Below are 21295 nucleotides of genomic sequence, written 5' to 3'. Positions count from 1 at the left end.
AGCAACGCCGTTCAGCGCAGCAACACGTTGAAGTCCTGCAACACGCGGACGGCTTGAGGATGACGCCGGAACGGAACGGCGTCCTTGAGCGAGAGCTTGGGGGCGGCACGATCGAAGAGCACGAGTGCCTCCGACGTATTGAGATGGCGTGACATGTATAGAAAGCCGTCGACCCGCCGGTGATGCCGATATACGGCAAGCGACCACTGCTGCGGAACGCCATACGGCACGATGGTCGACAACGCGCCGTCGCCACCCAGGTTTTTCAGCGACAAGCCGTGCAGGACGGCCACGGTCAACGGCGCGCCGTCAAATGACAGCACGTAGCGGTCGAGTTCGGTCGTCACGAGCGGAAAGCCGCCCTTCACCAGATCCGCAACTTCGTCGTGCAGCACCGTCTCGGCGAAAGCGCAATGCAGATCGAAACCGAAATAGCTGGTGCCGTACCGCCGCCGCTTGCGCGGATCGTCGAAGCGGTTGCCGCCCGACTTGCCGAAGTACGGCTCGCCGGTCGCGTATCGCGAAATGCGAACCAGCGCCGTCGGCTCCACCTCGCGGGTTGCCAGCGTCGCACTCGCGAAATGTTCCCCCGGCGCCGTCAGCAAATACGCCTCCTAGCGTTCCGAGAACGCCGTGGCGGCACGCTCGACCTCGTCCACCTTCCCGCGGGACAGCGCCACCAGCGGCGTGACATTGCCGAGGGACGCCTTGGGCGTCGTGAAGAACTGCCATTTGCTCCATCCGGGCAAGCCGCTGAGACGCTGGGTCACCCTCCCCAGCACCTTGCGGTCGATATTGCCCGCCAGATAGAACGCTGGGTAGTACTGCGCGGTTCCGACATCGACCGTGAAAATGCGCCCCGATGCCACCGCCTTGCTGAGCGCCTGCCGCGTCATGCCGAGCCCGGTCCAGGTTTGCGCGGCCGGCAATAGCTTGCCGTCCGCAACCAGCACGTGGCGTTCGGCCTGTGCGCACCGCTCCAGATCGGCGACGGCGACACCGGTGCGCGTATCCGTCGCGCCCTTCTTCCGGCCGGACGGCTTCCTGTCGCGCGTCGCGGCCGCCGCGATGCCGAACGTGATCGTACCGGCCAGATCGATGACCTGTGCGATGCCCACCTTGAACAGGTGCCCCAGTTGCTCGTCCGACAGCCTGAGCAGCGCACGGGCGCGATCCGGGCCGAGCATGGTTGCGGCGCCCACGGCACTGCGCAGTGCCTCCTCGGTCTCGACATCGAGAATCGCATCCGCGCCTTCAAGCGCATGAGCGTGCGTGGCCATCTTCACCTCCTGACACAGCCGGAGGATCCAGCCTAGCCTCGAATCTAAACCAAGTCAACCGAGTCAACCATTTCGGATGACCCCGGGGCCATGCCGTGCGGCGGCCCGCGTCATGCCAGCTCAGGCCGCCCGCAAAAACAGCCGCCGCGTCAGATCGAACGCAACGAGATTGCCGGCCAGCACGAGCAGCAGCCCGACCACCGCGAGCGGCGACCACTGGTAGCCCTCGAACACCGTCGACACCGCCAGCGCGACGATCGGGAACAGCACCGTGCAGTACGCGGCGCGCTCCGGCCCGATCCGGCCGACGAGCGTCAGGTACGCGGTGAAGCCGATCACCGAACCGGGCACCGCGAGATACACGAGCGCGCCGAGATAGCGCGGGCTCGGATCGATCATGAACGGCATCCCGGCCACCGCGCTGCCGACCGTCAGGATCGCCGCGCCGATCAGCATCGCCCAGCCGTTGGTCGCGAGCGGGTGCAGCCCCATCGACTGCATCCGGCTCGACAGCAGGTTGCCGGCGGAGAAGCACATCGTGCCCGCGAACGCGATCGCGAGGCCCGTCCAGGTCGCGTGATCGTTCAGATGGCCGGCCATCTGCTGCCAGAACAGGCACGCGATGCCGGTCAGCCCGAGCAATGCGCCGGCGATCGCGGACGGCCGCAGCGGTCGGCCCATGAACAGCCGGCCGTTGATCGAATTGAGCAGCGGCGCGGTCGAGAAGATCACCGCGACGAGCCCGCTCGGCACGACCTGCTCCGCGTAATAGAAGCACAGGAAGTTCAGGCAGAACAGCGCGAAGCCCTGCGCGACGAGGTAGCGCCACGCTTCGCGCGGCGGGCGGACCGGCCGGCGCATCACGCGCAGCAGCGCGAACAGCACGGCGGCCGCAAGCCAGAAGCGCCACGCGATCGACACGGGCGGCGGCACGGCGCCCAGTTGCCACTTGATCGCGATCCAGGTGGTGCCCCAGATCAGCACGGTGACGAAATAAAGCGACAGGTTCATGGCGGCGATGCAGCGAAACGAGTGAAACGGACGCCGACTATGCGGCCGCCCCGCCCGCGCGGATTGTCCGGAATTGCGGTCTTTTTCGGCCCGCCGCACGGCGCGTCGCGCACGCGCTTATACTCGGCGCATCATGAGTTCGCCCCTGCACGCCCCGCCCGTCGATCCCGCCGCCGCCCTGGCCGGCGGCGCCATGCCGTTCGGCCTGCAGTCGGTGTGCCGGACGCTCGCCGAGGCGAATGCGACGCTCGAGCGCTTCGCGTGGCTCGGCGACCATCTCGCGATCGCCGAATGGACGCGCATCACCGACGAAAGCGAAACGATCTACGAGCAGCCCGGCCACCACACGCTGTCGTGCTATCTCGACGGCGGCTACCGGACGGAGCGCGAGCGCGTGCAGCGCTACGGCGCGCCGAGCCTGCTGTGCGCGCTGCCGGGCGACCATGAATCGCGCTGGTGGGTGCGCGGCGAGATGCACTTCATCCACCTGTACTTCCTGCCCGAGCACTTCACGCAGCGCGCGATCCGCGAGCTCGATCGCGAACCGCGCGAGCTGAAGCTCGCCGATCGCACCTATTTCGAGGATGCGCGCGTCGCGGCGCAGTTCCGGTCGCTCGCGCTGGAGCGCTGGGACGATGCCGACGGGCGGCTACGCGTCAACGAAGCCGCCCACGACGTGCTGAGCCAGTTGCTGCGCGGCCAGAGCACGACGCGCACCGACGTGCCGTTCCGCGGCGGGCTCGCGCCGGCCGTGCGCCGCCGCGTGCGCGACTATATCGACAGCTACCTGTCGCAGCCGCTGACGCTCGGCGAACTGGCGAACGTCGCCGCGCTGTCCGAATACCACTTCTCGCGGATGTTCCGGCTGTCGTTCGGCCGCGCGCCGCATGCGTGGGTCGCCGAGCAGCGGCTCGCGCGGGCGCGCCTGCTGCTGCGCACGACGTCGCTGCCGCTCGCGCAGGTCTCGGCCGAATGCGGCTACGCGAATGCCGGCCACTTCAGCCATCGCTTTCGCGACGCGCACGGCACGACGCCGAACGCGTACCGGCGCGCGATGCAGGGCGGCTGAGCGCCGCACGCCGGTTGCCGCGGCTGGCTGCGCGAAGCGCACCCGGCACGCCCTTCTTCCCGTTTACGCGCTACGCGCCGCGCCGCGACAGTTCCTGCTCCAGCGCCGCCACGCCGGCCGGCAGGTCGACCGGCACCTTCAGGTCGACCATCGTGCGGCCGAACGCATGCAGCGTCCGGAACAGGTTGTGTTCGCGACACTGCTCGCCCATCTGGCCGATCCGCACGATCGGCAGACCGAACGAGCCCGAGATCTCGACCTGGTACTGCTTCGAGATATGGCCGCAAACCATCCCCGGCGTCAGCCCTTCCGGGGTCTCGATCCCGACCACCGAATTGAGCCGGCAATCCTTCGGCGCATAGAGCGTGAGCCCCATCGCCTCGACGCCCGACTGCAGCGCGAGCGAGCAGCGCAGATGGCGCGCGAAGCGGCTTTCGAGCGTCTCCGCGCAGACGAGCCGCAGCGCCTCGTGCAGCGCGAGCACGCCCGACACCGGCGCCGTGTAGTGATAGCCCGCGTTGTGCCAGAAGTTCTCCGCGAGCGCCATGTCGAGGCACCAGTGCGCGTTCGGCTCCGGACGATGCTTCATCCGCTCCCATGCGGCATCCGAGAACGCGATCAGCGACACGCCCGGGATCGACGACAGCCCTTTCTGACCGCCCGTGATCACCGCGTCGATGCCCCACGCGTCCATCTCGAGCGGCATCGTCGACAGCGTGCACACCGCATCGACGACGACCAGCGCGCCGGCCGCCTTCGCGAGCGCCGCGATGTCGCGCAGGTCGCGGTTCCACACCGTGTTCGACGTCTCGCCCTGCACGATCGTGACGATCTCGGGCCGCTCGCGCGCGATCGCGTCGGCGATCTCGTCGAGGCTCGCGACCGAGCGGTCGGCCACTTCGAGCATCGCGACGTCGGCGCCGACGCGCGTGGCCATTTCGGCCATCCGCGCGCTGAAGAAGCCGTTGCGGATCGACAGCACGCGCGTGCCGCGCCATGCGAGGTTCGAAATCGCCATTTCCATCGCGGCGGAACCGGGGCCGGCGACGCCGAGCACCCACTTCGTGCGGGTCTGGAATACGTAGCGCGCCATCTCCTTCACCTGCTCGATGATCTTCGCCATCGTCGCGCCGAGGTGGTTGATCACGATCGTGTTCGCCTTCGCGACGGCGGCCGGGATCGGAACCGGGCCGGCGCCCATCATCAGCAGCGGTTCTTCGGGCAGGATCGCGTCGAGCGGCACGACGACGGGACAGGGAATCGGCGAGTAATCGATGGACATGGCTGGCAAAAATGGAAGGAAGAAAACGCCGGGACGTCGCCCGCCGCACGGCACGGCGAACTGATCGATCATTCCGCGTTCCGCGGCTGCGCGCAAGAGGCACGCACGGCCGGACAGCGTGACGCTGGCCCGGTCGGCGGACCGGGCCAGCAGCCGCGCACGCGCCGCGCGATTGCATTTCGCATTGACCGGGAATCGCGGTCCGCATGCGAATCGGTTCCATTTGCGGTTCGATCCGCGCGATTTACTCCGGCAATATCGCGACGATTCCCCGATGCCGCTCGTTGAGCGCCACACATCTACCGACCGCAATATCCGGCATCACGATAAAAATCGCGCAGCGGCAATCGGCCCGCGAAAACCGGGACGCCAAAAAACATCCATTATCACGGCATCTATTGGTGACCGATTTCACCCATTACCGCACACGGCTGCACGAAATTACATCCAACAGACTGTTTTTAATGAGAAATATTCAACCAACCCGTGCGCACCCCCAATACGTCCTCCGCTATCGTCATTGAGCCCGCGCGGCCTGGCGCCGTTTAACCGATACCTGCGATTTCGATTTTCCGCAACCCGCCCCTTTTCTCAGGTTGACGGATATCGCTTCCGTCATGAACAATCGTCTGCGGAATCAAAAATCGATTTTTCGATACGAACGAGAACCGGGGTCGCGCGACGGTTTTCCAGGGCGGGCGACGAAAAATCACAACCATAAATCAATCAACCGGGCCAGAAATACGCGAGCCATGAACCAGATTCAGACCATGCGTGTGTTCGTCTGCGTCGCCGAGCAGCAGAGCTTCCGGCGCGCGGCGCACCATCTAGGCGTGTCCAATGCGCTCGTCACGCGTTCGATCGCGATGCTCGAGTCGCACCTGAATACGCGGTTGATCCACCGCACCACGCGCAACCTGTCGCTGACCGAGGCGGGGCTGCGCTACCTCGACGGCTGCCGTGCGCTGCTCGAGGAATTCGACCACCTCGAGGCGTCGGTCGCGCATGCGGTGCGTGAGCCGGCCGGCACGCTGCGCGTCGTCGCGTCGGGCCTGCTGTCGCCGCCGGCGCTCACGCCGCTCGTCAGCAGCTTCCGCCACCGCTACCCCGAACTGCGCGTGCAGCTCACCGTCGCCGAAGGGCCGCTCGACGTGCTCGATTCGGGCTACGACGTCGGCATCGTCACCGGCAACCGGCTCGACGGCAACCCGACGCTGATCGGTCATGCGCTCACGCCGAACCCGTTCGTCGCATGCGCGGCGCCCGCCTATCTCGAACGCCGCGGCGAGCCGCGCAGCCCCGACGACCTGCCCGGCCACGACTGGGTCGCGCTCGCCCCGCATCAGCATGCGCCCGCGTGGCGGCTCGTCGGCCATGACGGCGTCACGCATTCGGTCACGCTGCGCCCGACCTGCACGGTCAATCAGCTCGCGCTCGTGCAGGCCGCCGCCGCGGCCGGCTCGGGCATCGCGATGCTGCCCGAATCGTGCGTCGCCGACGCACTGGCGAGCGGCGCCCTCGTGCGGCTGCTGCCCGGCTACCGGATCGACGACCCGGACGCGCAACTGTCGCTCGTGTATCCCAATCGCCAATATGTGCCGGCTCGCACGCGCAGCTTCGTCGAGCACGCGCTCGAGCACTTCGGCGTGCAGGCGGCGCGCGAGCGGACGAGCTACGATTTCCTGCGCCCGCCGCGCGGCCCCGATCGCGCCGATATCGTCACGGGCCTGCAGTAAACTGCCCCCGACAGCCATCGGAGGTGCAGCATGCGCGTGATCCTGTTCAGCAGCCGGCAGTACGACGACGACTCGTTTACCGCCGCCAACCGGCAGTTCGGCTATCGGCTGCACTTCCAGCCCTCGCACCTCGACGCGGAAACCGCGATCCTCGCGCACGGCTATGACGTCGTCTGCCCGTTCGTCAACGACACCGTCGACGCGGCCGTGCTCGAACGGCTCGCCGACGGCGGCACGCGCCTGATCGCGCTGCGCTCGGCCGGCTTCAACCACGTCGACCTGGCGGCCGCCGAACGGCTCGGCATCGCGGTCGTGCGCGTGCCCGCGTATTCGCCGCATGCGGTCGCCGAACACGCGGTCGCGCTGATCCTCGCGCTCAATCGCCGGCTGCCGCGCGCGGTGGCGCGCACCCGCGAAGGCGACTTCTCGCTGAACGGCCTGCTCGGCTTCGACCTGCACGGCAAGACCGTCGGCGTGATCGGCACCGGCCTGATCGGCCGCGTGTTCGCGAAGATCATGATGGGCTTCGGGATGCACGTGCTCGCGCACTCGATGCCGCCGCACGACGAAGAACTGATCGCATTCGGCGCGCGCTATGTCGAGCTCGACGAACTGCTGCGCCATGCCGACATCGTCAGCCTGCACTGCCCGCTGCTGCCGTCGACGCACCATCTGATCAACGCGCAGACGCTCGCGCGGATGAAGCACGGCGCGATGCTGATCAATACGGGGCGCGGCGGCCTCGTCGACGCGCAGGCGCTGATCGATGCGCTCAAGAGCGGCCAGCTCGGCCATCTCGGGCTCGACGTGTACGAGGAGGAAAGCGGCCTGTTCTTCGAGGATCACTCCGACCTGCCGCTGCAGGACGACGTGCTCGCGCGCCTGCTGACGTTCCCGAACGTGATCGTCACGTCGCACCAGGCGTTCTTCACGCGCGAGGCGCTCGCCGAAATCGCGCACACGACGCTGCTGAACATCGAGGCGTGGCACGCGGGCGCGCCGACCAACGTCGTCACGCCGGGCCGCTGACTCACCCCGTTCGGCATACGCGATCCGTCAACGATCCGTCATTTTGTTTCGACTGAAGTAACGCCGCGCGCGCGGCGTCTGCTATCGTTGCGCGGATTTCTCCCTGCTTGCGCCGCCCATGCGTTTCGACGACTCCGCCATCGCCGCGGTCTACCGTGCCATCTTCGAACGGCGCGACATGCGCCACTTCACGCCGGCGCCGGTCGATCCGGCCACGCTTGCGCGGCTGCTGCGCGCCGCGCACCACGCGCCGAGCGTCGGCTTCATGCAGCCGTGGCGCTTCATCCGCATCACCGATCCCGCATTGCGCACCGCGATCCACGCACTGATCGAGGCCGAGCGCCGCGCGACCGCCGACGCGCTCGGCGAACGGCAGGACGCATTCATGCGGCTGAAGGTCGAGGGCGTGCGCGAATGCGGCGAACTGCTGGTCGTCGCGCTGACCGACGACCGCGAGCGCCACGTGTTCGGCCGCCGCACGCTGCCGGAGATGGATCTCGCGTCCGCCGCGTGCGCGATCCAGAACATGTGGCTCGCCGCGCGCGCCGAAGGGCTCGGGATGGGCTGGGTGTCGCTGTTCGACGTCGATGCGTTGCGCACGCTGCTCGGCATGCCGGCCGGCGCGAAGCCGATCGCCGTGCTGTGCGTCGGCCACGTCGACGCGTTCTACGCGAAGCCGATGCTCGAGGAGGAACGCTGGGCCGCGCGGATGCCGATCGAAGCGTGCCTGTTCGAAAACGGCTGGGACGCGCCGGCCACCTCCACCGCCTCCGATTGCGCGGCAGCCGCGACCACCGCGCCCACCGTGTCCACGGTCATAACCGGATCGTCGCCGTCGCCCAAGATCGCCTCAGCCGACGAAGCCCCCGTCGCCGTACCGAACGCGGCCCTACCCGGCCGCTAGCCGGACGAACCGCCTGCGATATGCGCCGAGGCCGGCTCGCCGGCTTCGTTCCGACCCGACATACCCGACCGATACCCGCCTGAACCCGGCGAAATCCCACACTGTGGCGCACCGCAGCCGCGTTTTCGTCGCACGCCGACAACATCCGTTTTGGCCCCAAGCATAGGGGTTTTCACTGAAGTAGAATCGCGGCTGATGTCCTCCGCCCGCCCGTCCCGCGCATCCTGCGCCGGTCCCGGCAGCGGCTCTTTCCGTAGCCCGCCACCGCGATGCCTTTACCTCTTTTCGCCCTTGCCGTCGCCGCCTTTGGAATCGGTACCACCGAGTTCGTGATCATGGGGCTGCTGCCCAACGTCGCCCGCGACCTCGGCGTGTCGATTCCGGCCGCCGGGATGCTCGTGTCGGGCTACGCGCTCGGCGTGACGATCGGCGCGCCGATCCTCGCGATCGTCACCGCGAAGATGCCGCGCAAGCGCGCGCTGATGGGACTGATCGGCCTGTTCATCGCGGGCAACCTGTTCTGCGCGATCGCGCCCGGCTATACGGTGCTGATGGCCGCGCGCGTCGTCACCGCGTTCTGCCACGGCGCGTTCTTCGGGATCGGCTCGGTGGTCGCCAGCAACCTCGTCGCGCCGAACCGCCGCGCGCAGGCGATCGCGCTGATGTTCACCGGCCTCACGCTCGCGAACGTGCTCGGCGTGCCGCTCGGCACCGCACTCGGCCAGGCGTACGGCTGGCGCGCGACGTTCTGGGCCGTCACCGGCATCGGCATCGCCGCGGCCGCCGCGCTCGCGGTCTGCCTGCCGAAGCACCTCGCGATGCCCGACACCAGCATCACGCGCGAATTCAGCGTGCTCAAGCATCCGCAGGTGCTGATGGTGCTCGGCATCAGCGTGCTCGCGTCCGCGAGCCTGTTCAGCGTGTTCACCTACATCACGCCGATCCTCGAGGACGTGACCGGCTTCTCGCCGCACCAGGTCACCTACGTGCTGCTGCTGTTCGGCCTCGGCCTGACCGTCGGCGGCACGCTCGGCGGCAAGCTCGCCGACTGGCGCCGGATGCCGTCGCTGATCGCGACGCTGGCGCTGATCGGCATCGTCCTCGCGCTGTTCGCCGGCACGATGCACATGCCGTTCGCGACGCTCGCGACGATCTTCGTGTGGGGCATCCTCGCGTTCGCGATCGTGCCGCCGCTGCAGATCATGATCGTCGATCGCGCGAGCGACGCGCCGAACCTCGCGTCGACGCTGAACCAGGGCGCGTTCAACCTCGGCAACGCGACGGGCGCGTGGCTCGGCGGGGTGGCGATCGGCTCCGGCGTGTCGCTCGTGAACCTGCCGTGGGTCGGCACCGCGATGGCCGTCGCCGCGCTCGCGCTCACGCTGTGGTCGGCCTCGCTCGAACGCCGCCCGGTGGCCGCGCCGACCGAATACATTTGATGCGCGGCGCCCCGCTCGCGCGCCGCGGCGTTCGTTGCGCGCACAACGCCATTCGATGCTGATGGCCTTCATGGACCTTTCAGGGCCCGCGGTGTAGCATCGCGGCCGATGAAAGCCATTCTCAATCGTGATTTCCTCGCGCTGATCCTGAGCGTCGCGGTAGTCGGTCTCGGAACCGGCGCCACGCTGCCGCTCACCGCGCTCGCGCTGACCGAGGCCGGGCACGGCACCAACGTCGTCGGCATGCTGACCGCCGCGCAGGCGCTCGGCGGCCTCGCGATCGTCCCGTTCGTCACCGCGCTCGCGCGGCGCATCGGCGCGCGCCGCGCGATCGTCGTGTCCGTCGTGCTGCTCGCCGCCGCCACCGCGCTGATGCAGTTCACGTCGAACCTGATCGTGTGGGGCGTGCTGCGCGTGCTGTGCGGCGCCGCGCTGATGCTGCTGTTTACGATCGGCGAGGCGTGGGTCAACCAGCTCGCCGACGATTCGACGCGCGGCCGCGTGGTCGCGATCTACGCGACCAATTTCACGCTGTTCCAGATGGCGGGCCCCGTGCTCGTCAGCCAGATCGCCGGCGCGACCAGCATCCGCTTTGCGCTCTGCGGCGCGCTGTTCCTGCTCGCGCTGCCGACGCTCGCGACGATCCGGCGCGCGCCGCTCGCCGGCGACGATGCGCATCACGAAGCGCACGACAGCTGGCTCGCCGTGCTGCCGCGCATGCCCGCGCTGATCATCGGCACCGGCTTCTTCGCGCTGTTCGATACGCTCGCGCTGTCGCTGCTGCCGCTCTACGCGATGGATCACGGCGTCGCGAGCGCGACCGCCGTGCTGCTCGCATCGATCATGCTGTTCGGCGATACCGCGATGCAATTCCCGATCGGCTGGCTCGCGGACAAGCTCGGGCGCGAACGCGTGCATCTCGGCGCCGGCTGGATCGTGCTCGCGGGCCTGCCGCTGCTGCCGTTGGTGATCGCGAATCCGTGGCTGTGCTGGCCGCTGCTGTTCGTGCTCGGCGCGGCCGCCGGCAGCATCTACACGCTGTCGCTCGTCGCGTGCGGCGAACGCTTCCGCGGCTCGGCGCTCGTCACCGCGAGCTCGCTCGTGTCGGCGTCGTGGAGCGCCGCGAGCTTCGGCGGCCCGCTGGTGGCGGGCGCGTTGATGGAGCAACTGGGCAGCAACGCGCTGGTCGGCGTGCTGGTCGTGTGCGTCGCCGCGTTCGTCGCGGCCGCGCTGTGGGAACGACGCACCGCGCTGCGGCGCGCGGTCTGATGCCGGCGCAGGTCGGCGCGCGACAGTCGACGTATCGGCATATCGACGCCGCCCACCGGCCAAACAAAAACGGCCTGCGCAATGCGGGCCGCCCTGCTCCGGCGAATCGCGCGCGACGTATCGCGCCGCGGCCGGTTACGCGCTGCGTGCCGGCAGGATCTTGCCGGCACACGCGCCGAAGCCGACGCGATAGCCGTCGCCCTGGCACCAGCCCGCGAGCGTGAGCTCGTCGCCGTCCTCGATGAACGCGCGATTGCCGCCGCCGTTCAGCGCGAGCGGTTCCTTGCCGTTCCACGTCAGTTCGAGCAGGCTGCCGAACGAATCCTTGGTCGGCCCGCTGATCGTGCCCGAACCCATCAGGTCGCCCACGCGCGTGTTGCAGCCGGCAACGGTGTGATGCGCGAGCTGCTGCGCCATCGTCCAGTACATGTGCTTGAAGTTGGTGCGGCAGATCGACGTCGTTTCGGCGGCCCCTTCCGCGCGCAGCGTCACTTCGAGCGCGATGTCGAACGCGTGCTTGCCCGCGTGCCGCAGATACGCGAGCGGCTGCGGCGACTGTTCGGGCTGCGCGACGCGGAACGGTTCGAGCGCGTCGAGCGTGACGATCCACGGCGAGATCGTCGTCGCGAAAGTCTTCGCATTGAACGGGCCGAGCGGCACGTATTCCCACTGCTGGATGTCGCGCGCGCTCCAGTCGTTCAGCAGCACCATCCCGAAGATGTGCGCTTCGGCATCCTCGCATGCGATCGGCTCGCCGAGCGCGTTGCCCTGGCCGACGATGAAACCCGTTTCCAGTTCGATGTCGAGCTTGCGGCACGCGCCGAACACCGGGCGCTCCTGATCGGGCAGCTTCAGTTGCCCGTTCGGACGCCGCACCGGCGTGCCGCTCACGACCACCGACGACGCACGGCCGTTGTAGCCGATCGGCATTTCCGACCAGTTCGGCAGCAGCGCATTCTTCGGATCGCGGAACATCGAACCGACGTTGGTCGCATGCTCCTTCGACGAATAGAAATCGGTATAGCCGGGAATGTCGACCGGCAGATGCAGCGTCGCGTCGCGCTGCGCGACGAGCACTTGCGCGCGCAACGCGGCGTCGTCGCGCAGCCGAGCGTTGTCGCGCGAAAACAGGTCCGACAGCTGCACGCGCACGCTGCGCCACGCATCGCGGCCGAGCGCGATGAACGCGTTGAGCGTCGGCGCGGCAAACGCATCGGCGCCGGCCGGCACCGTCACAAGGCCCGCATGCGCGAGCGCGGCGAGATCGACGATCTGGTCGCCGAGCGCGACGCCCGCACGACGGGCCGACTGCTTCGCATCGCTGAAGATCCCGAACGGCAGGTTCTGGATCGGGAAATCGCAGGCGGGATCGTTCGCCGTGTCGAGCCAGCTCTTGCGGGCGGGGTCCAGCGTCGCGCGCCAGTCTTGGGTATCGCTCATCTCTGCTCCGGATTGAAGTGTTTCTTGATGCCTTGCCAGCATTCGAAGTAGTCGGCCTGCAGCTGTGCGGTGTCGAGCGCGTAGCGCGTCGGCCGGATCAGCGTACGGGTTTCGAACATGAACGCCATCGTCGCATCGACCTTGTGCGGCTTCGTCGTGTCGCCCGCGGACGCCTTCTCGAACGTGTCCGCGTCCGGCCCGTGGCCCGACATGCAGTTGTGCAGGCTCGCGCCGCCCGGCACGAAGCCTTCAGCCTTCGCGTCGTACGCGCCGTGCACGAGCCCCATGAACTCGCTCGCGACGTTGCGGTGGAACCAGGGCGGGCGGAACGTATCCTCGGCCGCGAGCCAGCGCGGCGGGAAGATCACGAAGTCGATCGTGTCGACGCCCGGCGTGTCGCTTTGCGACTGCAGCACGAGGAAGATCGACGGATCCGGGTGATCGAAGCTGATCGAACCGATCGTGTTGAACAGGCGCAGATCGTATTTGACCGGCGCGTAGTTGCCGTGCCACGCGACGACGTCGAACGGCGAATGGCCGATGTCCGCGCGCCACAGGCGCCCGTTCAGCTTCGCGACGAGCTCGAACGCGCCTTCGCGATCCTCGTAAGCCGCCTGCGGCGTCAGAAAGTCGCGCGGGTTCGCGAGCCCGTTCGAGCCGATCGGGCCGAGGTCGGGCAGACGCAGCAGCGCGCCGAAGTTCTCGCAGATATAGCCGCGTGCCTCGCCGTCCGGCAGCGCGACGGAAAAACGCACGCCGCGCGGGATCACCGCGATCTCGAACGGTTCGACGTCGAGCCGGCCGAATTCCGTCGCGATGAACAGCCGCCCCTGCTGCGGCACGATCAGCAGTTCGCCGTCGGCGCTATAGAAGAAACGGTCCTGCATCGAGCGATTCGCCGCGTACAGATGAATCGCGCAGCCGTTCATCGCGGCCGCCGAGCCGTTGCCGGCCATCGTCACGAGCCCTTCGACGAAATCGGTCGGCTCGACCGGCATCGGCAGCGGATCCCAGCGCAGCTGGTTCGGCGGCGTCGGCGGCACGTCGGCCGAATCGCCGAATTCCGACACGAGCCGCTGCACGCCCGTGAACGGCTCGAACGGCCGATGCACGGCCGCCGGCCGGATCCGGTACAGCCACGAGCGGCGGTTGTGCCCGCGCGGCGCGGTAAACGCGGTGCCCGACAGTTGCTCCGCATACAGGCCGTACGGCGCACGCTGCGGCGAATTGCGGCCGTGCGGCAGCGCGCCGGGCAGCGCCTCGGTCGCGAATTCGTTCGCGAAACCGCTCAGGTAGCCGGCTCTCGCCGGTTTCGACAGGTCAAGCGTCATCGTTTCGTTTCTCCATCAATTCATGGCGGCGTTCGGCGCCTGCGCGCCGCTTCGCCGCGTTACGCCGGCCAGGCCGAGGACGAACAGCGCCGAGCACAGCACGGGCACCGCGGCCGCATGGAACAGCGCGCCGTTGGTCCAGTTCAGCGCAATCAGCTGTCCGCCGACGAGCGGCCCGAGCACCGAGCCGATCCGGCCGATGCCGAGGCTCCAGCCGATGCCGGTCGAGCGCAGCGACGTCGGGTAATACTGGCCCGCGAGCGCGTTCACGGCCGGCTGGCCGCCGACCACGCAGAACCCGCCCGCGAACACGACCAGCAGCAGCCACGGCAGCGCATGCGCGACCGAGCCGATCAGCCCCACCGAGACGGCCGCGCACGCGAAGCAGGCGAACAGCACGCGCACGAAGCCGTAGCGCTCGATGAACCAGCCGAGCGACAGCGTGCCGAGCACGCCGCCCGTCTGCAGCACCGTGCCGACGATCACGGCGGTGCCGGGCGAATAGCCCGCGTCGCGCATCACGGTCGGCAGCCAGTTCGACAGGAAGTACAGATCGATCAGGTTCATGAAGCTGATCGCCCACAGCAGCAGCGTGACCGGCAGCCGGCCGTGGCGGAACAGCTCGGCGACCGGGGCGCCGCTCGCGGCGCGCTCGCGCACGACGAGCCGCGTGTTCGCGTCGATGCCGGCCTGCGGCGCGAAGCGCGCGAGCCAGTCGCGTGCCTGCGCGTCGCGCCCTTTCAGCACCATGAACTGCAGCGACTCGGGCAGCCGCGCGAGCATCGCGATCGTCAGCACGAACGGCACCGCGCCGCCGATGAAGAACACCGAGCGCCAGCCGAATGCCGGAATCAGCGCGGCACTGATGAAGCCGCCGAGCGCGGCGCCGAGCGTGAAGCCGCACGACACGATCATCATCCGCTTCACGCGATGCGCGGCCGGGCTGAACTCGCCGACCAGCGCCATCGCGTTCGGCATGATGCAGCCGAGGCCGAGGCCGGTGACGAAGCGCAGCGCCATCAGCACCGGGATCGAACCGGCGAACGGGGTCGCGAGCATCGTCACCGCGAAGAACAGCGTCGAGCCGATCAGCACCGGGCGCCGCCCGATCCGGTCGGCCAGCACCGACAGCCCGAGCGCGCCGAGCAGCATCCCGAACAGGCTCGCGCTGAACACGGGCCCGAGCGCCTGCTTCGGCACGCCCCATTCGGCGATCACGCTCGGCGCGACGTAACCCATCGCCTGCGCATCGAAGCCGTCGATGACGAGACACAGCCCGCACAGCACGAGCAGCATCCAGTGAAAGCCCGGGCGATGGGTCTCGTCGATCACGTGCTCGACTTCGAGCACGCGCGTGTCGGCCGGCGCCGCGCTCATTGCACGACCTCGGCGGCCGGATGCGCGGGCGGCGTCACGCCCTGCCGGGCGAGCGCCATCGCCTCGCGCAGCACGTCGGCATCGCCGATCTGGTTCGCGAGCAACAGGATCAGCTTCGCGTTGACGAGCTGGCTGTCCGCGTCGGACAGGTCGCGATGCATGTCGATCAGCGCTTCGTAGAACGCGTCCGGATCGGCCAGGCGCGGGCGGGTATCGAGTCGGGGCATGACGGGTGTCTCCGGTGTCGTTGTCGTGTTCGATGCCGTGCTCAGCATGCGCAGGTCGCGCGCGCCAGGGCGTCGGCAATTGCCTGGCGTTCGAGCGTGCGCGTCCGCGCGCACACGTGCTGATCGGGGCGCAGCAGATAGAACGTGCCGGGCTGTGCGTCGTAGCGTTGCGCGGCGAAACCGTCGACGTCCTCCACCACGTCGACGCCGGGCACCGGTTGCGCGTGGCCGGCCGGCACCACCAGCACGGGCCGCACCGGCAGCGCGAGGCCGTCGAGCGCCTGCGCGAGCGCGGCGGCATCGCCCGGCAGCCCGAACAGCACGCCCGCGAAACCGTCGCCCAGATGCTGCAGCAGCCAGCCGGACGCGCCCTGCGCGCGCACCGGCGCATCGGCCGCCGCCGCGCCCGGGCGCATCGCGCACGCGAATGCGTCGCCGCTGCGATCCGGCGTGTTCAGCGGCGAATCGGCGAGCACGGCCGGCACCGACAGGCGGCCGCTGTTCACGAGCTTGCGTGCGAACTCGCAGTCGCGCGCGAGCTTCAGCGTCGCGTCGCGGAACACGCGCGACACAGCGCTCTTCGGCGTGATGAAGTCGGTCGAGCGCGTCGAGTTGCGGATGTTCTCGTCGGCCGCGAATTCGCGTTCGCTGGCATAAGTGTCGAGCAGGCGGTCGTCCGAGCGGCCGTCGAGCACGAGCTTCAGCTTCCAGGCGAGGTTGTCCGCGTCCTGCACGCCGCTGTTCGCGCCGCGCGCGCCGAACGGCGACACGCCGTGAGCGGAATCGCCCGCGAACAGCACGCGGCCGTGACGGAACGTATCCATCCGCTGGCAGCGGAACGTGTACACGCTCACCCATTCGAGCTCGAACTCGACCTCCGGCCCGAGCAGCGCGCGCACGCGCGGGATCACCCGCTCCGGCTGCTTCTCGGCGACCGGATCGGCGTCCCAGCCGAGCTGGAAGTCGATGCGCCACACGTTGTCGGGCTGGCGATGCAGCAGCACCGACTGGTTGCGGTGGAACGGCGGATCGAACCAGAACCAGCGTTCGGTCGGAAACTCCGCCTTCATCTTCACGTCGGCGATCAGGAAGCGGTCCTTGAACGTGCGGCCGCGGCTCTCCAGCCCCATCGCCGCGCGCATCGGGCTGCGCGACCCGTCGGCCGCGATCACGTACCGCGCGCGCAGCGTCTCGATGCCTTCCGGCGTTTCGACGGTCAGCGCCGCGTGTTCCGCCGACTGCGCGACGTCCGTCACCTTGTGCTTCCAGCGGATGTCGATGTTCGGCAGCGCGAACGCGCGCTCGGCCAGATAGCCTTCGACGTAGTACTGCTGCAGGTTGATGAACGCGGGGCGCGCATGCCCTTCCTCGGGCAGCAGGTCGAACGCGTACAGCTGCTCGTCCTGCAGGAACACCTTGCCGACGTGCCAGCTCACGCCCTTGTCGACGAAGCGCTCGCCGCAGCCGAGCCGGTCGAAGATCTCGAGCGTGCGCTTCGCGAAGCAGATCGCGCGCGAGCCCGTCGACAGCGTGTCGTCGTCGTCGAGCAGCACGACCGGCACGCCCTGCTGCGCCAGATCGATCGCGGCCGACAGGCCCACCGGGCCCGCACCGACGACGATCACCGGGTGCACGGCCGCGTCCTCGCCGCCGGCTCGCGCCGCGCGCGCCCGGTATTCGAACTTCAGCGTCTGGTAATCGATGCTCATGGTCGCCATCCGCTGCTCAACCCTGCCGCGCGCGCGCCGGCGCACGCTGCTTCACCGTCGCGCCCGGGTTCGTCCCGCGCCCCTGCCCGCCCTTCTGCGTCCACTTCCAGTCAACCGCCACGTCTCGCTCCTTGCTTCCTGTTGATTCGAATCGGAACGGCGCCATTCCGGGGCGCCCGAACGCCGCGTTTCCTGATCGGCGTCAAATCTTGGATTTACGAATAGTAAAACCAATTACGAATAGTGAAATAAACGTAAACCCTAGCCATCGGTCCAGGGACGGGATAACGTTATGAGTGAAACGCCAAGCCGAGCGCGGCGCGCGCTGCTAATATCAAGATATGAGGCGGCCCCTTTCGGCCGCCATTTTTCCTTTTCACGCCGATGATTCCGCCCACCATCCCCGAGCTGGTCGCCCGTGCCGGGCAACTGCCTTACCTGCGGGAACACCTCGCGCTTGCCGACGGCGGCACCGCGTGCGCGAATCTGCCCGAGCGCATGCTCGCGAGCGCCTACGAGCCGATCTACGACGTGACGATGCCCGGCGTGCCGCAGTCGACGTCGTTCGCCGACGCGATCGAGCGCTACGGCGACGAACTCGGTTTCCAGGCCGTCACGCTGGTCACGGGCGCCCCGCACGACCCGGTCGACTCGGCCATCGACGACCAGACGCTGGTCGCGATCGACCGGCTGTCGCGCGCGCTGCACGCCATCAACTTCTTCGGCGCGCAGCGCCACGGGCTGTTGTTCCTGCGCGTGCACGAGCGGCTGCTCAAGAGCGTGAAGTACGACCACGGCAAGCATTTCTCGTCGGTGCTGCAGCGCTTCGGGCTGCCGACCGAGCGGATCGTGATCGAGCTGCCGGCGGTCGCGGTCGCGCACAAGACCTTCCTCGGGTATCTCACGCGCAGCTACCAGCATCACGGCTTCAAGGTCGCGGACAAGCTGCCCGACCCGGGCCGGATCCTCGCGGTCGAATCGGAGATGGCGCGGCCCGACTACATCAAGATGGATGCAGGCATCGCGTTGCGCGACGGGATGGTCAAGGCGCTCGTCGCCTATGCGCAGCGCGTGCGGATTCCGCTGATTTTCGACGGCGTCGTCGACGAGACGCAGTGCGAACTGCTGCGCCAGCACGACGTGCGGTTCATGCAGGGGCCGGTATTCGCGAAGGTCGTCACGGCCTGATTGCGGGGAGCGGCAGACGCGTGCGTGGGGCCGCAGGCCCGATGGTGGATTCGGCGGCCGGGGCGCCGGTGCGCTTCGTCGCTCGCGGCTCGATGCCGGCCGGTTCGTCGGCTGTCAAGCGCTGGCTATTAAGCGGAAACGTCGAATGCGCATTGAGCGCGCGTGCGCTCCGATACCTGCTCGCGGCCACCGGACGACCGCGCGCTAGTCGCGTCCGCCATCGTCGTATTTCGGCAGATCGTCGTCGATCTCGATGCCCGGGAAACGATCCCCATACCAGACATGCCACGCCGGACGCAGCCGCGACGGCTCGTCGAGCGTCGCGTAATTGATTTCGACGGTTTTCGGCGCATCGGCCAGCCGGTATTCGAGCTGCGCGCCGCAGCGCCCGCAGAAGCGCCGCTCGCCCCACGCGCTCGACGCATAGACCGTCGGCTCGCCCTGCAGGTAAGCGAATGCATCGATCGGCACCGACGCCGACGCAACGACCGCCGCGCCGGTGGTGCGCTGGCAAAGCCGGCAATGGCAGAAGCCGGCGTCGGCCGGAATGCACGCGATCCGGTAGCGGATCGCACCGCATGCGCAACCGCCTTCCATCGTCTCGGGGTGGGACATTGCGAACCTCGTCGTCGGGATGCGAACGAACGATGATGAGCGCGGTTCGCGCGCGATTCAACCTTCAACCCGCGCCGGCCCCCTCCGCCGTTGTCGCGGCTCGCCGCGGTTCAGGCCGTCGGACCGAGCCGCTGCGCGAGCGCCTTCAGCTTCGGTCCCACCTGCGTGCGGAACACGTCCTCGTCCATCGACGACGCGGGCCCGCTGCAACTGAGGATCAGCCAGCGCCCTTCGCGCGGCTCGCGAAACGGCACGGCCGCCGCATTCACGTCCATGTGCCACGCCCGGAACGAATAGCAGCACCCGCCTTCGGAGAACTCCGCCACCGCTTGCTGCGCGGCCGCGACGAGCGCATCCGCGTCGGCCGCGCCGCCGGCCGCCCGGTGCAGATCCGCATAGAGCGCGCGACGCACGTCCTCCGGCTGCACGGCCAGGTACGCGCGGCCCATCGAGCTCGTCAGCATCGACAGCCGCGAACCGGGCGCGAGCCCGAGCGTAAGCGCCGTTTCGCTGCGGATCGTCTCCAGGTAGATCATGTCGAGCCCGTCGCGGCAGCCCAGCGACACGGCCGCGCCGATCTCGCGCGCGAGCGCCTGCATGTGCGGCCGCGCGAGATCGATCGTCCCCGAGCCGGACAGCAGCGCGTAGCCGAGCGACAGCACGCCGGCGTCGAGCGCATACTTTCCGAGCGTCTCGTCGTAGCGCAGGTAGCCGAGCACGGTCAGCGTATAGGCGAGCCGGTTCACGGTCGCCTTCGGCAGCCCCGTGCGCTCCGCGAAGTCGCGATTGCCGAGCATCGTCTCGCCGGGCCGGAATGCGCGCAGCAGGTCGAGCCCGCGCGCGAGTGCCACGACGAACTTGCGTTCGTCGATCATGGTTTCGTCGATGGTTGAAAACGTCATCTGATGCTACACTGGGTTCGATTTGCAAAACATTGTTCCGCACAGCGGAACTTCAGTCAAGCAAACTTTAGAGATGGGGCCAGGCGGCGAAGCGCCACCCCGGGACCGACCGCAAAGCACGGGATCGGAGTAAGCGCTGAAGCGCCGATTCTGGCCGACTGCGAAGCATGGGGCCAGAGTAAGCGCTGAAGTGCCGACTCTGGCCGACCGCGAAGCATGGGGCCAGAGTAAGCGCTAAAGCGCCAACTCTGGCCGACAGGAGATGACACGATGAGTGCTGCAACTTTTCATTGGGACGATCCGCTGCTGCTCGACCAGCAACTGACCGAAGAAGAGCGGATGGTGCGCGATGCCGCGCACGCATACGCGCAGGACAAGCTCGCGCCGCGCGTCACCGAGGCGTTCCGCCATGAACGCACCGACGCCGCAATCTTCCGCGAGATGGGCGAAGTCGGCCTGCTCGGCCCGACGATTCCCGAGGAATACGGCGGCCCCGGCCTCAATTACGTGAGCTATGGACTGATCGCGCGCGAAGTCGAGCGCGTCGACTCCGGCTACCGCTCGATGATGTCCGTGCAGTCGTCGCTCGTGATGGTGCCGATCTTCGAATTCGGCTCGGACGCGCAGAAGCAGAAATACCTGCCGAAGCTCGTGACCGGCGAATGGATCGGCTGCTTCGGGCTGACCGAGCCGAACCACGGCTCCGACCCGGGCAGCATGGTCACGCGTGCGAAGAAGGTGCCCGGCGGCTACTCACTGTCCGGTGCGAAGATGTGGATCACGAACTCGCCGATCGCGGACGTGTTCGTCGTGTGGGCCAAACTCGAAGAAAACGGCAAGGACGCGATCCGCGGCTTCATCCTCGAGAAAGGCTGGAAGGGCCTGTCGGCGCCCGCGATCCACGGCAAGGTCGGGCTGCGTGCGTCGATCACCGGCGAAATCGTCCTCGACGAAGTGTTCGTGCCCGAAGAGAACCTGATGCCGAACGTGAGCGGCCTGCGCGGCCCGTTCACGTGCCTGAACTCGGCGCGCTACGGGATCGCGTGGGGCGCGCTCGGCGCGGCCGAGTCGTGCTGGCACACCGCGCGCCAGTACGTGCTCGATCGCAAGCAGTTCGGCCGGCCGCTCGCCGCGAACCAGCTGATCCAGAAAAAGCTCGCCGACATGCAGACCGAAATCACGCTCGGCCTGCAAGGCGTGCTGCGTCTCGGCCGGATGAAGGACGAAGGCACCGCGGCCGTCGAGATCACGTCGATCATGAAGCGCAACTCGTGCGGCAAGGCGCTCGACATCGCGCGGCTCGCACGCGACATGCTCGGCGGCAACGGCATCTCGGACGAGTTCGGCGTCGCCCGTCACCTCGTGAACCTCGAAGTGGTCAACACGTACGAAGGCACGCACGACATCCACGCGCTGATTCTCGGCCGCGCGCAGACGGGCATCCAGGCATTCTTCTGATCGATCGCGCGCGACACGCCGGCACGCCA

Annotated in this window: 20 protein-coding genes; 9 read left to right on the top strand and 11 right to left on the bottom strand. The window is 68.2% G+C overall.

Features of this window, described 5'->3' with window-relative positions; genetic code table 11:
* Positions 1-11: 11 nt before the first annotated feature.
* From DCN14_RS18360 to DCN14_RS18350, 3 genes are all read right to left on the bottom strand, one after another.
* The gene (locus DCN14_RS18360; RefSeq protein WP_096504905.1) at positions 12-605 is read right to left on the bottom strand and encodes an RES family NAD+ phosphorylase; all 594 of its coding nucleotides are present in this window, start codon (positions 603-605) and stop codon (positions 12-14) included.
* A gap of 9 nt (positions 606-614) precedes the next feature.
* Positions 615-1280 carry a hypothetical protein gene (locus tag DCN14_RS18355; protein ID WP_096504907.1) on the bottom strand — a complete coding sequence of 222 codons (666 nt, stop codon included), beginning with the start codon at positions 1278-1280 and terminating at the stop codon, positions 615-617.
* 120 nt (positions 1281-1400) lie between these two features.
* Positions 1401-2291, bottom strand: a complete 891-nt coding sequence (locus DCN14_RS18350; RefSeq protein ID WP_096504909.1) for an EamA family transporter — start codon at positions 2289-2291, stop codon at positions 1401-1403.
* Between the two features lie 133 nt (positions 2292-2424).
* On the opposite strand from DCN14_RS18350, the gene DCN14_RS18345 reads away from it, so the two are divergent.
* Positions 2425-3360 (top strand): AraC family transcriptional regulator, encoded by a 936-nt coding sequence (locus DCN14_RS18345; RefSeq protein WP_096504911.1) that lies wholly within the window; start codon positions 2425-2427, stop codon positions 3358-3360.
* Positions 3361-3430: 70 nt separating this feature from the next.
* Here the strand turns inward: DCN14_RS18345 and DCN14_RS18340 are convergent, their stop codons facing one another.
* Positions 3431-4642 carry an alanine--glyoxylate aminotransferase family protein gene (locus tag DCN14_RS18340; protein ID WP_096505113.1) on the bottom strand — a complete coding sequence of 404 codons (1212 nt, stop codon included), beginning with the start codon at positions 4640-4642 and terminating at the stop codon, positions 3431-3433.
* Between the two features lie 206 nt (positions 4643-4848).
* Here DCN14_RS18340 and DCN14_RS38035 point away from each other — a divergent pair, with 206 nt between their 5' ends.
* The 6 genes from DCN14_RS38035 to DCN14_RS18315 all read left to right on the top strand — a co-directional run bounded on the left by DCN14_RS38035 (position 4849) and on the right by DCN14_RS18315 (position 11019).
* Positions 4849-5166 (top strand): hypothetical protein, encoded by a 318-nt coding sequence (locus DCN14_RS38035; protein WP_162826224.1) that lies wholly within the window; start codon positions 4849-4851, stop codon positions 5164-5166.
* Positions 5167-5394: 228 nt separating this feature from the next.
* Positions 5395-6378: a LysR family transcriptional regulator gene (locus tag DCN14_RS18335; protein WP_096504913.1), complete on the top strand. Its 984-nt coding sequence runs from the start codon at positions 5395-5397 to the stop codon at positions 6376-6378.
* 30 nt (positions 6379-6408) lie between these two features.
* Positions 6409-7407 carry a 2-hydroxyacid dehydrogenase gene (locus tag DCN14_RS18330; protein ID WP_096504915.1) on the top strand — a complete coding sequence of 333 codons (999 nt, stop codon included), beginning with the start codon at positions 6409-6411 and terminating at the stop codon, positions 7405-7407.
* 118 nt (positions 7408-7525) lie between these two features.
* Positions 7526-8311, top strand: a complete 786-nt coding sequence (bluB, locus tag DCN14_RS18325) for a 5,6-dimethylbenzimidazole synthase (RefSeq protein ID WP_096504917.1) — start codon at positions 7526-7528, stop codon at positions 8309-8311.
* A 269-nt stretch (positions 8312-8580) separates the two neighbouring features.
* Complete coding sequence (locus DCN14_RS18320; protein ID WP_096504919.1) at positions 8581-9750, top strand: MFS transporter; 1170 nt, start codon at positions 8581-8583, stop codon at positions 9748-9750.
* A gap of 108 nt (positions 9751-9858) precedes the next feature.
* Positions 9859-11019 (top strand): MFS transporter, encoded by a 1161-nt coding sequence (locus DCN14_RS18315; RefSeq protein ID WP_096504921.1) that lies wholly within the window; start codon positions 9859-9861, stop codon positions 11017-11019.
* Positions 11020-11154: 135 nt separating this feature from the next.
* Here DCN14_RS18315 and fahA read toward each other — a convergent pair whose 3' ends face one another.
* Genes fahA through DCN14_RS18290 form a run of 5 tightly spaced genes read right to left on the bottom strand, consistent with a single transcriptional unit; the run spans position 11155 to position 17112 of the window.
* Positions 11155-12459 carry a fumarylacetoacetase gene (gene fahA / locus DCN14_RS18310; protein ID WP_096504923.1) on the bottom strand — a complete coding sequence of 435 codons (1305 nt, stop codon included), beginning with the start codon at positions 12457-12459 and terminating at the stop codon, positions 11155-11157.
* Positions 12456-13790, bottom strand: a complete 1335-nt coding sequence (gene hmgA / locus DCN14_RS18305; RefSeq protein ID WP_096504925.1) for a homogentisate 1,2-dioxygenase — start codon at positions 13788-13790, stop codon at positions 12456-12458. Before hmgA ends, fahA begins: the two co-directional genes overlap by 4 nt.
* A gap of 15 nt (positions 13791-13805) precedes the next feature.
* Positions 13806-15167 carry an MFS transporter gene (locus tag DCN14_RS18300; protein WP_096504927.1) on the bottom strand — a complete coding sequence of 454 codons (1362 nt, stop codon included), beginning with the start codon at positions 15165-15167 and terminating at the stop codon, positions 13806-13808.
* A complete protein-coding gene (locus DCN14_RS18295; RefSeq protein ID WP_096504929.1) occupies positions 15164-15394 on the bottom strand; it encodes a DUF2783 domain-containing protein in 231 nt (76 codons plus the stop codon). The genes DCN14_RS18300 and DCN14_RS18295 overlap by 4 nt, the downstream gene beginning before the upstream one ends.
* 41 nt (positions 15395-15435) lie before the next feature.
* Positions 15436-17112, bottom strand: coding sequence for an FAD-dependent oxidoreductase (locus tag DCN14_RS18290; RefSeq protein ID WP_096504931.1), 1677 nt, complete (start codon positions 17110-17112; stop codon positions 15436-15438).
* A gap of 375 nt (positions 17113-17487) precedes the next feature.
* On the opposite strand from DCN14_RS18290, the gene DCN14_RS18285 reads away from it, so the two are divergent.
* Positions 17488-18291: an EAL domain-containing protein gene (locus DCN14_RS18285; protein WP_096504933.1), complete on the top strand. Its 804-nt coding sequence runs from the start codon at positions 17488-17490 to the stop codon at positions 18289-18291.
* A gap of 204 nt (positions 18292-18495) precedes the next feature.
* Here DCN14_RS18285 and DCN14_RS18280 read toward each other — a convergent pair whose 3' ends face one another.
* Both DCN14_RS18280 and DCN14_RS18275 read right to left on the bottom strand, forming a co-directional pair.
* Positions 18496-18906 (bottom strand): GFA family protein, encoded by a 411-nt coding sequence (locus DCN14_RS18280; RefSeq protein ID WP_096504935.1) that lies wholly within the window; start codon positions 18904-18906, stop codon positions 18496-18498.
* A gap of 110 nt (positions 18907-19016) precedes the next feature.
* The gene (locus tag DCN14_RS18275) at positions 19017-19808 is read right to left on the bottom strand and encodes an IclR family transcriptional regulator (protein WP_096504937.1); all 792 of its coding nucleotides are present in this window, start codon (positions 19806-19808) and stop codon (positions 19017-19019) included.
* A gap of 270 nt (positions 19809-20078) precedes the next feature.
* Here DCN14_RS18275 and DCN14_RS18270 point away from each other — a divergent pair, with 270 nt between their 5' ends.
* Positions 20079-21266: an acyl-CoA dehydrogenase gene (locus tag DCN14_RS18270; RefSeq protein WP_096504939.1), complete on the top strand. Its 1188-nt coding sequence runs from the start codon at positions 20079-20081 to the stop codon at positions 21264-21266.
* Positions 21267-21295 lie beyond the last annotated feature (29 nt).

This window comes from Burkholderia sp. IDO3 (assembly GCF_003366075.1).
GTDB lineage: Bacteria > Pseudomonadota > Gammaproteobacteria > Burkholderiales > Burkholderiaceae > Burkholderia > Burkholderia anthina.
The sequence above is the reverse complement of the archived record's forward strand: the minus strand, read 5'-3'. Positions and strand labels throughout refer to the sequence as shown.

What these genes read in the sequence shown, in the direction of transcription:
- bluB (WP_096504917.1), top strand. Translation starts at nt 7,526, where the DNA reads ATGCGTTTCGACGACTCCGCCATCGCCGCGGTCTACCGTGCCATCTTC.
- DCN14_RS18280 (WP_096504935.1), bottom strand. Translation starts at nt 18,906, where the DNA reads ATGTCCCACCCCGAGACGATGGAAGGCGGTTGCGCATGCGGTGCGATC.
- DCN14_RS18355 (WP_096504907.1), bottom strand. Translation starts at nt 1,280, where the DNA reads ATGGCCACGCACGCTCATGCGCTTGAAGGCGCGGATGCGATTCTCGAT.
- DCN14_RS18345 (WP_096504911.1), top strand. Translation starts at nt 2,425, where the DNA reads ATGAGTTCGCCCCTGCACGCCCCGCCCGTCGATCCCGCCGCCGCCCTG.
- DCN14_RS18315 (WP_096504921.1), top strand. Translation starts at nt 9,859, where the DNA reads ATGAAAGCCATTCTCAATCGTGATTTCCTCGCGCTGATCCTGAGCGTC.
- DCN14_RS18300 (WP_096504927.1), bottom strand. Translation starts at nt 15,167, where the DNA reads ATGAGCGCGGCGCCGGCCGACACGCGCGTGCTCGAAGTCGAGCACGTG.
- DCN14_RS18320 (WP_096504919.1), top strand. Translation starts at nt 8,581, where the DNA reads ATGCCTTTACCTCTTTTCGCCCTTGCCGTCGCCGCCTTTGGAATCGGT.
- DCN14_RS18275 (WP_096504937.1), bottom strand. Translation starts at nt 19,808, where the DNA reads ATGACGTTTTCAACCATCGACGAAACCATGATCGACGAACGCAAGTTC.
- DCN14_RS18270 (WP_096504939.1), top strand. Translation starts at nt 20,079, where the DNA reads ATGAGTGCTGCAACTTTTCATTGGGACGATCCGCTGCTGCTCGACCAG.
- DCN14_RS18340 (WP_096505113.1), bottom strand. Translation starts at nt 4,642, where the DNA reads ATGTCCATCGATTACTCGCCGATTCCCTGTCCCGTCGTCGTGCCGCTC.
- DCN14_RS18295 (WP_096504929.1), bottom strand. Translation starts at nt 15,394, where the DNA reads ATGCCCCGACTCGATACCCGCCCGCGCCTGGCCGATCCGGACGCGTTC.
- DCN14_RS18335 (WP_096504913.1), top strand. Translation starts at nt 5,395, where the DNA reads ATGAACCAGATTCAGACCATGCGTGTGTTCGTCTGCGTCGCCGAGCAG.
- DCN14_RS18330 (WP_096504915.1), top strand. Translation starts at nt 6,409, where the DNA reads ATGCGCGTGATCCTGTTCAGCAGCCGGCAGTACGACGACGACTCGTTT.
- fahA (WP_096504923.1), bottom strand. Translation starts at nt 12,459, where the DNA reads ATGAGCGATACCCAAGACTGGCGCGCGACGCTGGACCCCGCCCGCAAG.
- DCN14_RS18290 (WP_096504931.1), bottom strand. Translation starts at nt 17,112, where the DNA reads ATGGCGACCATGAGCATCGATTACCAGACGCTGAAGTTCGAATACCGG.
- DCN14_RS18285 (WP_096504933.1), top strand. Translation starts at nt 17,488, where the DNA reads ATGATTCCGCCCACCATCCCCGAGCTGGTCGCCCGTGCCGGGCAACTG.
- DCN14_RS38035 (WP_162826224.1), top strand. Translation starts at nt 4,849, where the DNA reads ATGCGAATCGGTTCCATTTGCGGTTCGATCCGCGCGATTTACTCCGGC.
- hmgA (WP_096504925.1), bottom strand. Translation starts at nt 13,790, where the DNA reads ATGACGCTTGACCTGTCGAAACCGGCGAGAGCCGGCTACCTGAGCGGT.
- DCN14_RS18350 (WP_096504909.1), bottom strand. Translation starts at nt 2,291, where the DNA reads ATGAACCTGTCGCTTTATTTCGTCACCGTGCTGATCTGGGGCACCACC.